We start from the raw sequence: 12,662 nt of genomic DNA, 5'->3' as shown, positions 1-12,662 counted from the left end.
CGCCCCAACCTACATGCCCGACTTGACCTGCGCTCTGACTCCGCCTGTCGGTGCCACGGGTAGGTTGGCGCTGAGCGCAGCGAAGCCCAACAAGGATTGGCGTGAGGCTGCACGCCCCAAGGTCTGGTGGGCCTCTAGAAATCGCCCCACAACTGCTGCGCCACGCTCAGCGCCACCACCGGTGCCGTCTCGGTACGCAGCACCCGCGGGCCGAGGCGGGCGGGGTGGAAGCCGGCTGCACCGGCGCGTTCGACCTCGACATCGCTCAGGCCGCCCTCGGGGCCGATGAGGAACGCCAGCGTCTGCGGCCTGGCATGACTCGCCAGCGGTGCGGCGACCGGATGCAGCACCAGTTTCAGTTCCGCTTCGACACTCAGCCAGTCGTCGAGGGTGCGTGGCGTATGGATAACCGGTAGTACCGAGCGGCCGCACTGTTCGCAGGCACTGATGGCGATCTGGCGCCAGTGCGCCAGGCGCTTGTCGGCACGCTCATCGTTCAGGCGCACCTCGCAGCGTTCGCTGACGATCGGGGTGATCTGCGCGACGCCCAGTTCGGTCGCCTTCTGGATGGCCCAGTCCATCCGCTCTCCACGCGACAATCCCTGCCCGAGGTGGATTCGCAGCGGTGACTCCGGCTGGCCGGGCAGCTGTTCCTGCAACTCGACGACCACCGACTTCTTGCCGACGTCGGCGAGCACGCCGCGGAATTCGCTGCCGCTGCCGTCGAACAACTGCACCGCGCAACCGGCGGACAGCCGCAGCACCCGGCTGATGTAGTGAGCCGCTGCCTCGGGCAGCGGGTGCTGGCCGAGGGCTAGCGGGGCATCGATGAAGAAGCGAGAGAGGCGCATAAGGGCAGCTGTAAGCGGCAAGTTGGAAGCGGCAAGTCTAAAGCATCAGTGGACTGGCTCGCAGGCGCATTTCTTGAAGCTTGCCGCTGCCGTCAGCCCGGATCCCGAAACCCCGGATACCGGCCGGCCGGTACCGCCACGCTCACCGCCTCGCGGGTCGCGATGTCGATGCCTTCGCTGGCAACCTCGGCGAGGAAATCGATCTGTTCCCCGGTGATGCAGTAGGGCGGCAGGAAATACACCACGCTGCCCAGCGGGCGCAGCAGGGCGCCGCGCTCCAAGGCGTGCTGGTAGACCTTGAGGCCACGTCGCTCCTGCCAGGGGTAGGGGGTGCGGCTGGCCTTGTCCTGGACCATCTCGATGGCCAGCGCCATGCCGGTCTGGCGCACCTCGGCGACCTGCGGGTGCTCGGCCAGGTGCGCGGTGGCGCTGGCCATGCGTGCGGCCAGCGCCTTGTTCGCCTCGATGACGTTGTCCTCGGCGAAGATGTCCAGCGTCGCCAGCGCCGCGGCGCAGGCCAGCGGGTTGCCGGTGTAGGTGTGCGAGTGGAGGAAGGCGCGCAGGGTCGAATAGTCGTCGTAGAAGGCCTGGTACAGCCGGTCGGTGGTGAGTACCGCGGCCATCGGCAGGTAGCCGCCGGTCAGCGCCTTGGACAGGCAGAGGAAATCAGGGGTGATGCCGGCCTGCTCGCAGGCGAACATCGTCCCCGTGCGGCCGAAGCCGACGGCGATCTCGTCATGGATCAGGTGCACCTCGTAGCGGTCGCAGGCTTCGCGCAGCAGCTTGAGGTAGACCGGATGGTACATGCGCATGCCGCCGGCGCCCTGGATCAGCGGCTCGACGATGACCGCGGCGATCTCCCGGTGATGCTCGGCCAGGGTGCGCTCCATGTACGCGAACATGGCGCGCGAGTGCTCTTCCCAGCCCATGCCCTCGGGCCGCAGGTAGCAGTCCGGGCTCGGCACCTTGAAGGTGTCCAGCAGCAGCGGTTTGTAGGTGTCGGTGAAGAGCGCGACGTCGCCCACCGACATCGCTGCGACGGTTTCGCCGTGGTAGCTGTTGCTCAGGGTGACGAAGCGCTGCTTCTCCGGCCGGCCGCTGTTGCGCCAGTAATGGAAGCTCATCTTCAGCGCGACCTCGATGCCGGTCGAGCCGTTGTCGGTATAGAACACCCGTTCCAGTCCGGCCGGCGTCAACGCGACCAGCCGCTCCGACAGCTCCACTACCGGCTGGTGGCTGAAGCCGGCGAGCATCACATGTTCCAGTTGATCGACCTGATCCTTGATGCGCTGGTTGATGCGCGGGTTGGCATGGCCGAAGACGTTCACCCACCAGGAACTGACTGCATCCAGGTAGCGCTTGCCGTCGAAATCCTCCAGCCACACGCCCTCGCCGCGGCGGATGGGGATCAGCGGCAGCTGTTCGTGGTCCTTCATCTGGGTGCAGGGGTGCCAGAGCACGGCGAGGTCGCGTTGCATCCAGCTGTCGTTCAGGCTCATCGTCGCTCCTTTGCAGTGTGTCGGCGCAGCCTAGCAGAAGTGCGCCGCCGCGATTGAGTTGGGTAATTCCTATCGACTAGTTCGATGTTTCAGAGCGAAAAAATGCGCTCTATACCGATATATGACGGGCTAGGCTAGTGGCCTTCGAATTGAAGGAACAGGTCGATGCACTGGCGCAACTCCCCCACCCACTATGGATTGACCAGCATCCTGCTGCACTGGCTGGTCGCCGTCGCGGTATTCGGCCTGTTCGGCCTGGGCTTGTGGATGGTCGGCCTGAACTACTACAGCAGCTGGTATCGCACTGCTCCGGAGCTCCACAAGAGCATCGGCATCGTGCTTTTCGCCGTGATGCTGCTACGGGTGCTGTGGCGCCTTCTCAGCCCCGGCCCGGCCGCGCTGGCCAGTCATGGGGCGCTGACCCGGCTGACGACCAAGCTTGGCCATGGCCTGCTGTATGCCGGGCTGTTCGCCGTGATGATCTCGGGTTACCTGATTTCCACCGCCGACGGCCGGCCCATCGGCGTGTTCGGCTGGTTCGAGGTGCCGGCGCTGATCAGCGGCCTGCCCAGGCAGGAAGATATCGCCGGCCTGGTTCACGAATATCTCGCCTGGGCGCTGGTGATTCTCGCGGGGCTGCATGCCCTGGCAGCGCTCAAACACCATTTCATCGATCACGATACGACGCTCAAACGCATGTTCGGGCGCGTGGATGGTTAATCGAAGTCCGTCAGGAGAACCCATGATGTTGAAGAAAACCCTCGCCGCATTCGCCCTGGGCTCAGCCCTGTTCGCCGGTCAGGCCATGGCCGCCGACTATGTCATCGACAAGCAGGGCCAGCACGCCTTCGTCAACTTCAAGATCAGCCACCTCGGCTACAGCTGGTTGTGGGGGACCTTCAAGGACTTCGACGGCCGCTTCAGTTTCGATGCCGCCCAGCCGGAAGCGAGCAAGGTCAACGTCACCCTGAAGACCGCCAGCGTCGATACCAACCATGCCGAGCGTGACAAGCACCTGCGCAGCGACGATTTCCTCAACGTCGGCAAGCACCCGACCGCGACCTTCGAATCCACCTCGGTGAAATCCACCGGAGAAGGCACCGCCGACATCAGTGGCAACCTCACGCTGAACGGTGTGACCCAGCCGGTGGTGATCGCCGCCCGCTTCATCGGCGAAGGCGACGATCCCTGGGGTGGCTACCGCGCCGGTTTCGAGGGCAGCACCACGCTGACGCTCAAGGACTTCGGTATCAAGATGGACCTCGGCCCGGCGTCGCAGACGGTCGACCTGATCATCTCCGTCGAAGGTGTGCGGCAGTAGGTTGCACGGGATGTGTCATGGACGCCGGCGTATGCCGGCGTTCTGTTTTGTGGCGCAGCGACAGGTGCAGTGATGGACAGTGGACAGAGCCTGTCTGGCTCAGAGGTTTTGCAACATTTAGTCAGCCCTGAACGGTTTACAGACAGTCTTGGATGTAAGTATATTCCCGTAATTCCGCCAGCCGCGTCTGCGCTCGGCCGTCATTCTTTGCGCCTGCAGCTTTTCAAGAGGTTTCCCATGCCAATCAAGCCAGCCAGTGCTGCCCTGATCTCCATTCTTGCCGTGGCTGTTTTCCTTGCAGGCTGCGAGGAGCAGGCGCCGCCGCCTGCCCAGGAGGCGCCGCGGGTCGGCATCGTCACGCTGCAGGCCGAGCCGTTCGCGCTGACCACCGAGTTGCCCGGGCGCACCCGCGCCTACCGCATCGCCGAGGTTCGGCCGCAGGTCAATGGCATCATCCAGAAGCGCCTGTTCACCGAAGGCAGCGACGTGAAGGCCGGCCAGCAGCTGTACCAGATCGACGCGGCGGTATACGACGCGACGCTCAAGAGCGCGCAGGCCAGCCTGGCGTCGAGCAAGTCGCTGGCCGAACGCTATGCCGAGCTGGTCAAGGACCAGGCCGTCAGCCGGCAGGCCTACGACGAGGCGCGTGCCGCCAGCCTGCAGGCCGAGGCGGACGTCGAGCGCGCTCGCATCGACCTGCGCTACACCAAGGTGCTGGCGCCCATTTCCGGGCGCATCGGCCGCTCCGCCGTTACCGAAGGAGCACTGGTCAGCAATGGCCAGGCGCAGGAGCTGGCGACCATCCAGCAGCTGGATCCGATCTACGTCGACGTCACCCAGCCGGCGCGCGAGCTGCTCGCCTTGCGGCGTGACCTGGCCGAGGGCCGTCTGCAGAAGGCCGGCGAGAATGCCGCCAAGGTGACCCTGACGCTGGAAGACGGCAGCGCGTACCCCCATGAAGGCAAGCTCGAATTCAGCGAGGTCACGGTGGATTCCGGCACCGGTTCGGTGACCCTGCGGGCGGTGCTGCCCAACCCCGACAAGGTGCTGCTACCCGGCATGTTCGTGCATGCGCAATTGGTGGCGGGCCTGAAGAGCGAGGCGATCCTGGTGCCGCAGCAGGGCGTGACCCGCAATGCCAGGGGCGAGCCCACGGCAATGGTGGTCAATGCCGAGAACAAGGTCGAGCTGCGCCGGATCAGGACCGAGCGCACGGTCGGCAATCGCTGGCTGGTGGGCGAGGGGCTGCAACCGGGCGATCGGGTGATCACCGAGGGGCTGCAGTTCATCCAGCCGGGCGTCGAGGTCAATGCCGTGCCGGCGACCAATGTCGACAATATCGGGGCGCCTGCCGGGCCCCAAGGCCAAGAAGGCTGAGGGGTTCCTAGTTCATGTCCAGATTCTTTATCGACCGGCCGATCTTCGCCTGGGTGATCGCTCTGGTGATCATGCTGGCCGGTGGCCTGTCCATCCTCAATTTGCCGGTCAACCAGTACCCCAGCATCGCCCCGCCGGCGATCGGCATCCAGGTCAACTATCCGGGCGCCTCGGCACAGACGGTGCAGGACACCGTGGTGCAGGTCATCGAGCAACAGCTCAATGGCATCGACGGGCTGCGCTACATCAGCTCGGCGAGCAACTCCGACGGCAGCATGGAAATCACCGTCACCTTCAACCAGGGCATCAATCCGGATATTGCCCAGGTGCAGGTGCAGAACAAGCTGCAGCTGGCCACGCCGCTGTTGCCGCAGGAGGTCCAGCAGCAGGGCATCCGCGTGACCAAGTCGGTGCGAAACTTCCTCATGGTGGTCGGGGTGGTTTCCAGCGACGGCAGCATGACCCAGAGCGACCTGGCCGACTACATCGTCTCGAATATCCAGGACCCGCTGTCGCGTACCCGTGGCGTCGGCGACTTCCAGGTGTTCGGTTCGCAGTATGCGATGCGCATCTGGCTGGACCCGGCCAAGCTGAACAATTTCCAGCTGACCCCGGTGGACGTGAGCAACGCCATCCGCGAGCAGAACGTGCAGATTTCCTCGGGCCAGTTCGGTGCGTTGCCGGCGGTGCCGGGGCAGCAACTGAGCGCGACCATCATCGGCAAGACCCGCCTGCAGACCCCCGAGCAGTTCCGCGAGATTCTGCTCAAGGTCAACAGCGACGGTTCCCAGGTGCGCCTGAAGGACGTCGGCCAGGTCGAACTCGGTGCCGAGCGCACGGCCATCACCGCCTTGTACAACGGCAAGCCGGCCGCCGGTATCGGTATCAAGCTGGCTACCGGTGCCAATGCGCTGGATACCGCCAAGGCGATACGCCAGACGCTGGCCGAGCTGCAGCCGTTCTTCCCGCCGGGCGTGGAGGTGGTCTATCCCTATGACACCTCGCCGGTAGTGGCGACCTCGATCAACAACGTGGTGCACACGCTGTTCGAGGCCATCGTGCTGGTGTTCCTGGTGATGTACCTGTTCCTGCAGAACTTCCGCGCGACCCTGATTCCGACGCTGGCGGTGCCCGTGGTACTGCTGGGCACCTTCGGCCTGCTGGCCGCCTTCGGTTTCAGCATCAACACCCTGACCATGTTCGCCATGGTCCTGGCCATCGGTCTGCTGGTGGACGATGCCATCGTCGTGGTGGAGAACGTCGAGCGGGTGATGGCCGAGGAAGGCCTGTCGCCGGTGGAGGCCACGCGCAAATCCATGGGGCAGATCCAGGGCGCGCTGGTGGGGATCGGCCTGGTGCTTTCGGCGGTGTTCGTGCCGATGGCCTTCTTCGGCGGCTCGACCGGCATCATCTATCGCCAGTTCTCCATCACCATCGCCTCGGCGATGGGCCTGTCGGTACTGGTGGCACTGATCTTCACGCCGGCGCTGTGCGCCACCATGCTCAAGGCCAGCGACGGCGAGCACCAGCAGAAGCGCGGCTTCTTCGGCTGGTTCAACCGCACCTTCGACCGCGGCGTGCATCGCTACGAGCGGGGCGTGGCCGGGGTGCTGAAGCGCAAGCTGCCGTTCCTGGTGGTCTACCTGGTGATCGTCGCGGCCATGGCGCTACTGTTCACCCGCCTGCCCAGCGCCTTCCTGCCGAACGAGGACCAGGGCGTGCTGTTCGTCCAGGTGCAGACGCCGGCCGGCTCCACCGCCGAGCGGACGCAGAAGACCGTGGACGCCATGCGCGAGTACCTGCTGGAGGAAGAGGGCGATGTGGTCCGCTCGGTGTTCACCGTCACCGGCTTCAACTTCGCCGGGCGCGGGCAGAACTCGGCCATCGCCTTCGTCAGCCTCAAGCCCTGGGGTGAGCGTACCGCAGCCGGCTCCAGCGTCTTCGAGCTGGCGCAACGCGCGCAGCAGCGTTTCTTCCAGTTCCGCGACGCGCAGGTATTCGCCTTCGCCCCGCCGGCGGTCATGGAGCTGGGCAACGCCACCGGCTTCAACTTCTACCTGCAGGACCAGGCGGGCCTCGGCCACGACGCCCTGATGCAGGCGCGCAACCAGTTCCTGCAACTGGCGGCGCAGAGTCCGGTGCTGCAGGCCGTGCGGCCCAACGGGCTGAACGACGAACCGCAGTACCAGCTGCTGATCGATGACGAGAAGGCGCGCGCGCTGGGCGTATCGCTGAGCGACATCAACAACACCCTGGCGGTTGGCTGGGGCTCCAGCTACGTCAACGACTTCATCGACCGTGGCCGGGTGAAGAAGGTCTACGTGCAGGGCGATGCGCCTTCGCGCATGACGCCCGAGGACCTGGACAAGTGGTTCGTGCGCAACGACCAGGGCGAAATGGTGCCGTTCAGTGCCTTCGGCAGTGGCGAATGGATCTACGGCTCGCCGAAGCTCGCGCGCTACAACGGCGTGCCGGGGATGGAAATCCTCGGCGAACCGGCGGCAGGCTACAGCACCGGCGATGCCATGGCCGAGGTGGAGCGGCTGGCACAGCAGCTGCCGTCCGGCGTCGGGGTGTCCTGGACCGGGCTTTCCTTCGAGGAAATCCTCTCCGGCGGCCAGGCGCCGGCGCTCTATGCGCTCTCGCTGCTGGTGGTGTTCCTCTGCCTGGCGGCGCTGTACGAGAGCTGGTCGATCCCCTTCGCGGTGATGCTGGTGGTGCCGCTGGGCGTCATCGGCGCGGTGCTGGCGACCACCGGCCGCGGCCTGACCAACGATGTGTTCTTCCAGGTCGGCCTGCTGACCACCATCGGCCTGACGGCGAAGAACGCCATCCTGATCGTCGAGTTCGCCAAGGACCTGCACCGCGACGGCATGGAACTGTTCGAGGCGACGGTGCAGGCCTGCCGCATGCGTCTGCGCCCGATCATCATGACCTCGCTGGCCTTCACCCTCGGCGTGGTGCCACTGGCCATGGCCAGCGGCGCCGGCGCCGGTAGCTCGCACGCCATCGGTACCGGGGTGATCGGCGGGATGGTCACCGCCACCGCGCTGGTGATCTTCTGGGTGCCGCTGTTCTTCGTGCTGGTGACCTCGATTTCCAGTCGCAAGTCCGAGCAAGGTGAACAAGCGAAGGGGGATGCCCAGTGAACAAGTCCTTATTGAGCCTGGCATTGCTGGCCGCCCTGAGCGGCTGCTCGCTGATCCCCGACTATCAGCGGCCGCAGAGTCCGGTCGCCGATGCCTGGCCCGAGGGGCCGGCCTATGCCGCCAGCGCGGCACAGGCGCAGCGCGAGCTGGGCTGGCGCGAATTCTTCCGCGACCCGACGTTGCAGCAGCTGATCGAAGTGGCGCTGGAGAACAACCGCGACCTGCGCGTGGCGGCGCTCAACGTCGATGCCTACCGTGCGCTGTACCGCGTCCAGCGCGCCGACCTGCTGCCGGCGGTGAGTGCCGATGGCGCGGGCAGCCGCAGCCGCACGCCCGGCGATCTGAACATGACCGGCGAGCCGGCGATCAGCAGCCAGTACAGCGCCACCTTCGGCGTATCCTGGGAGCTCGACCTGTTCGGCCGGCTGCGCAGCCTGCGCGACCAGGCGCTGGAAGAATTCTTCGCCAGCGAGGCCGCGCAGCGCAGTACCCAGATCAGCCTGATCGCCAGTGTCGCCAACGCCTGGCTGACGCTGCAGGCCGACCAGGCACTGCTGCAGGTGACCCGCGACACGCTCAAGACCTACGAGCAAAGCTTCGACTTGACCCAGCGCAGCTTCGATGTCGGCGTCGCCTCGGCGCTGGAGCTGCGCCAGGCGCGCAGCGCCGTCGACACCGCGCGGGTGAGCATCGAACAGTACACTCGCCAGGTGGCACAGGATCGCAACGCCCTGACCCTGCTGCTCGGGCAGAACCTGCCCGCCGGTTTGCCGAGCGAGGGCGGCCTGGAGCGCACCCAGCTGGCGGCCCTGCCGGTCGGCCTGCCCTCCGATCTGCTCTACAAGCGCCCGGACATCCTCCAGGCCGAGCACCAGCTCAGGGCGGTCAATGCCAGCATCGGCGCGGCGCGGGCTGCGTTCTTCCCGCGCATCAGCCTGACCGGTGCGGCGGGTACTGCCAGCAGCGAGCTGTCCGGCCTGTTCGATGGGGGCTCGGGTTACTGGAATTTCGCGCCGAGCATCAGCGTGCCGATCTTCAATGCCGGTCAGCTGCGGGCCAATCTGGATTACGTCCGGATCAGCGAGAACATCCAGGTGGCGCAATACGAACAGGCCATCCAGACCGCGTTCCGCGAGGTCGCCGACGGCCTGGCCGCCCAGGCCACCTACAGCCGCCAGGTCCAGGCGCAGCGCGATCTGCTGGAAACCAGTGAGGCCTACTACAACCTCGCCGAACGTCGTTATCGCACCGGCGTGGACAGCTACCTGACCCTGCTCGACGCCCAGCGCCAGCTGTTCAGCGTGCAGCAGCAGCTGATCGGCGACCGCCTCGCGCAGATGGTCAGCGAGGTCAATCTGTTCAAGGCGCTCGGCGGCGGCTGGCAGGAAAACGGGCAGGCGCAGGCCGGAAACGACTGAGGCGCCATCGGCGGTCACGGGGGGTCGTGACTGGCCGGAGCGCAGACCGGCAAAGCGCACAAACGAAAACGCCGCCCATTCGGGCGGCGTTCTTGTATGCGCTTCGGTTCAGCGATTGCGCGTCAGCAGCGCCGGTTTCTCGCCGCGCGGCCGGCTCGGCAGTTGCTCGAGCTGCTCCAGGCTGGGCAGGCGGTCGATCTTCGACTCCTTGTGGATGATCACCGGCTGCTTCTCGCGCGGCTTGGCCGCTTCCTGGCGCGTCACCGCCGGCTCTTCGATACGGCGGCCCTCGTTCTTGCGCCGCGGCTGGCCGTTGCGCCCCTGGCCCTGGCCACCACGGGCGGCCTGCCCCTGCCCCTGGCGCTTGCCTTTGCCCGAGGCGGCACCCGCGCCGGCAGCATGCGGCTGGGCATTGCCCTGGCGAGCGGAAGCGCCTGGGCGACGGCCGCGGTTCTGTTTGTTCTGGTACGGGCTGACGTAGTCGACGCGATTGCCGAAATTGTCCACGTCGTCGTCGAGAAACTCCTCGGGATCACGATCCGCTGGCAGTTGCGGTGGCCGGGTGATGGCCTGGGCCTCGCCGGTCGCCCCATCGCGTGCGGGCTTGCGGGCCTTGCTCTTGTTGCGGCGGTTGCGTTCCTTCTGTTCGGCGCCTTTCTCGGCCGGCTTGTCGCGCTCGCCGCGGGCCTTGCGTTCGCCGCGCTGCGGCCGGGGCTGGCGCGGTTCGCGGGCTTCGGGCTTTTCCGCCTCGATGCTGCTGGCGTCGAAGCCCATCGGATCGCCATCGGCAATCTTCTGCTTGGTCAGGCGCTCGATGCCCTTGAGCAGCTTCTCCTCGTCCGGCGCGACCAGAGAGATGGCTTCACCGCTGCGCCCGGCACGGCCGGTACGGCCGATGCGGTGCACGTAGTCTTCCTCGACGTTGGGCAGCTCGAAGTTGACCACATGCGGCAACTGGTCGATGTCCAGGCCGCGGGCGGCGATATCGGTCGCCACGAGGATGCGCACCTGGTTGGCCTTGAAGTCGGCCAGGGCCTTGGTCCGGGCGTTCTGGCTCTTGTTGCCGTGGATCGCGGCGGCCGGCAGGCCGTGCTTCTCCAGGTACTCGGCCAGGCGGTTGGCGCCGTGCTTGGTACGGGTGAACACCAGCACCTGTTCCCAGGCGCCCTGGGTGATCAGGTGCGCGAGCAGGGCGCGCTTGTGGCTGGCGGCAACGCGGAACACGCGCTGCTCGATGCGCTCGACGGTGGTGTTCGGCGGGGTGACCTCGATGCGCTCGGGTTCGTGCAGCAGCTTGGCGGCGAGGTCGGTGATGTCCTTGGAGAAGGTGGCCGAGAACAGCAGGTTCTGGCGCTTGGCCGGCAGCTTGGCCAGCACCTTCTTGACGTCGTGGATGAAGCCCATGTCGAGCATGCGATCGGCTTCGTCGAGCACGAGGATTTCCACGTGGGCCAGGTCGATGGCCTTCTGGTTGGCCAGGTCGAGCAGGCGGCCCGGGCAGGCGACCAGCACGTCGAGGCCCTTGGCCACGGCCTGGATCTGCGGATTCATGCCGACGCCGCCGAAGATGCAGGCGCTTTTCAGCGGCAGGTCGCGGGCATAGACCTTGAAGCTGTCATGGACCTGGGCGGCAAGCTCGCGGGTCGGGGTCAGCACCAGTACGCGCGGCTGTTTCGGGCCGTAGCGGTGCTCGCGGTCCGGGTGGCCGCCGGGGAACAGCAGTTCGAGTACCGGCAGGGCGAAGCCGCCTGTCTTGCCGGTTCCGGTCTGGGCGGCGACCATCAGGTCGCGGCCTTGCAACACGGCGGGGATGGCCCGCTGTTGCACGGGAGTAGGCTGGGTATAACCGGCGGCCTCGACGGCACCGGCCAAAGCCTCGGAGAGACCGAGGGAAGCAAAGGACATGAGTAATCCTGTCTTGTTAGGGGCGTGGCCCTTGGGATGATCATGCCTGGCTTGAATCGCGACTGGCGTGCGATCCCGTCCGGTCCTGCCGCGATCTGCTGATGGCGGCATCCGGGCGTAAGCCTGGCGGAAGCGCGGAGTATAACAGAGCCTGTCAACGCCGCATTGCTTTGACAGTGTCGCAGGTCACGGGTTCATTAGCCAGCTCCGTATTGCTACGGAGCCGGGAAATTTCACCGAGGCAGCTTCAGGTTGTTCCAGATCGCCAGGCTCGGCTCGGCCTGGTTCAGCGTGTAGAAGTGCAACCCCGGCGCGCCGCCGGCCAGCAGCTTCTCGCACATCTCGCTGATGACCTGCTCGCCGAAGGCCTGGATGCTGTCGATGTCGTCGCCGTAGGCCTCCAGCTGCTTGCGCACCCAGCGCGGGATCTCGGCGCCGCAGGCATCGGAGAAGCGCGCCAGCTTGCTGTAGTTGGTGATCGGCATGATGCCCGGAACCACCGGGATGTCGACGCCCAGCTTGCGTACGCGCTCGACGAAATAGAAGTAGCAGTCGGCATTGAAGAAGTACTGGGTAATGGCGCTGCTGGCACCGGCCTTGGCCTTGTGCACGAAGTTCGTCAGGTCGTCCTCGAAACTGCGTGCCTGCGGGTGCATCTCCGGGTAGGCGGCGACCTCGATGTGGAAGTGGTCGCCGGTCTCAGCACGGATGAATTCCACCAGGTCGCTGGCGTGGCGCAATTCGCCGTTGGCCAGGCCCATGCCGGATGGCAGGTCGCCGCGCAGGGCGACGATGCGCTTGATGCCGGCGTCGCGGTAGATGTTAAGCAGCTCGCGCAGCTCCTGCTTGCTGTCGCCGACGCAGGACAGGTGCGGCGCGGTCGGCACCTTCACCTCGCTGTCGAGTTGCAGCACGGTGTTCAGGGTGCGATCGCGGGTCGAGCCGCCGGCGCCGTAGGTGCAGGAGAAGAAATCGGGCTGGTAGCCGGCCAGCTGGCGAGCCACATTCAGCAGTTTTTCATGCCCGGCTTCGGTCTTGGTGGGGAAGAACTCGAAGCTGATCGACGGGCGATTCGCAGAAGTCATCAGTAATTCCTTTGACTGCTTCAGGCGCAGGGTGGAAAGCGCGCGCAGCACTTTCCA

General features: G+C 66.0%; 9 protein-coding genes. 5 read left to right on the top strand and 4 right to left on the bottom strand.

Annotation, left to right across the window (positions count from 1 at the left end; genetic code table 11):
• Nucleotides 1-134: 134 nt before the first annotated feature.
• Together CXK94_RS10920 and CXK94_RS10915 are read right to left on the bottom strand one after the other, a co-directional pair.
• The gene (locus CXK94_RS10920; RefSeq protein WP_102894369.1) at nucleotides 135-851 is read right to left on the bottom strand and encodes a 16S rRNA (uracil(1498)-N(3))-methyltransferase; all 717 of its coding nucleotides are present in this window, start codon (nucleotides 849-851) and stop codon (nucleotides 135-137) included.
• 92 nt (nucleotides 852-943) lie between these two features.
• Complete coding sequence (locus CXK94_RS10915) at nucleotides 944-2,350, bottom strand: adenosylmethionine--8-amino-7-oxononanoate transaminase (RefSeq protein ID WP_102894368.1); 1,407 nt, start codon at nucleotides 2,348-2,350, stop codon at nucleotides 944-946.
• Between the two features lie 165 nt (nucleotides 2,351-2,515).
• On the opposite strand from CXK94_RS10915, the gene CXK94_RS10910 reads away from it, so the two are divergent.
• From CXK94_RS10910 to adeC, 5 genes are all read left to right on the top strand, one after another.
• The gene (locus CXK94_RS10910; RefSeq protein ID WP_102894367.1) at nucleotides 2,516-3,070 is read left to right on the top strand and encodes a cytochrome b; all 555 of its coding nucleotides are present in this window, start codon (nucleotides 2,516-2,518) and stop codon (nucleotides 3,068-3,070) included.
• A gap of 25 nt (nucleotides 3,071-3,095) precedes the next feature.
• Nucleotides 3,096-3,671 (top strand): YceI family protein, encoded by a 576-nt coding sequence (locus tag CXK94_RS10905; RefSeq protein ID WP_102894470.1) that lies wholly within the window; start codon nucleotides 3,096-3,098, stop codon nucleotides 3,669-3,671.
• Nucleotides 3,672-3,908: 237 nt separating this feature from the next.
• The gene (locus CXK94_RS10900) at nucleotides 3,909-5,048 is read left to right on the top strand and encodes an efflux RND transporter periplasmic adaptor subunit (RefSeq protein ID WP_037037964.1); all 1,140 of its coding nucleotides are present in this window, start codon (nucleotides 3,909-3,911) and stop codon (nucleotides 5,046-5,048) included.
• Between the two features lie 14 nt (nucleotides 5,049-5,062).
• Nucleotides 5,063-8,197: an efflux RND transporter permease subunit gene (locus CXK94_RS10895; RefSeq protein ID WP_102894366.1), complete on the top strand. Its 3,135-nt coding sequence runs from the start codon at nucleotides 5,063-5,065 to the stop codon at nucleotides 8,195-8,197.
• The gene (adeC, locus tag CXK94_RS10890) at nucleotides 8,194-9,615 is read left to right on the top strand and encodes an AdeC/AdeK/OprM family multidrug efflux complex outer membrane factor (RefSeq protein WP_037037962.1); all 1,422 of its coding nucleotides are present in this window, start codon (nucleotides 8,194-8,196) and stop codon (nucleotides 9,613-9,615) included. Before CXK94_RS10895 ends, adeC begins: the two co-directional genes overlap by 4 nt.
• A gap of 108 nt (nucleotides 9,616-9,723) precedes the next feature.
• Here adeC and CXK94_RS10885 read toward each other — a convergent pair whose 3' ends face one another.
• Both CXK94_RS10885 and metF read right to left on the bottom strand, forming a co-directional pair.
• Entirely contained in the window at nucleotides 9,724-11,520 is a 1,797-nt protein-coding gene (locus CXK94_RS10885) for a DEAD/DEAH box helicase (protein ID WP_102894365.1), read from the bottom strand.
• 233 nt (nucleotides 11,521-11,753) lie between these two features.
• The gene (gene metF, locus CXK94_RS10880) at nucleotides 11,754-12,605 is read right to left on the bottom strand and encodes a methylenetetrahydrofolate reductase [NAD(P)H] (protein WP_180984414.1); all 852 of its coding nucleotides are present in this window, start codon (nucleotides 12,603-12,605) and stop codon (nucleotides 11,754-11,756) included.
• Nucleotides 12,606-12,662: the final 57 nt, after the last annotated feature.

Origin of the sequence: Stutzerimonas stutzeri (assembly GCF_002890915.1) — a bacterium.
GTDB classification, from domain to species: domain Bacteria; phylum Pseudomonadota; class Gammaproteobacteria; order Pseudomonadales; family Pseudomonadaceae; genus Stutzerimonas; species Stutzerimonas stutzeri_AF.
Note: the sequence above shows the minus strand (reverse complement) of the source record. Positions and strands in the feature narration are given on the sequence as shown.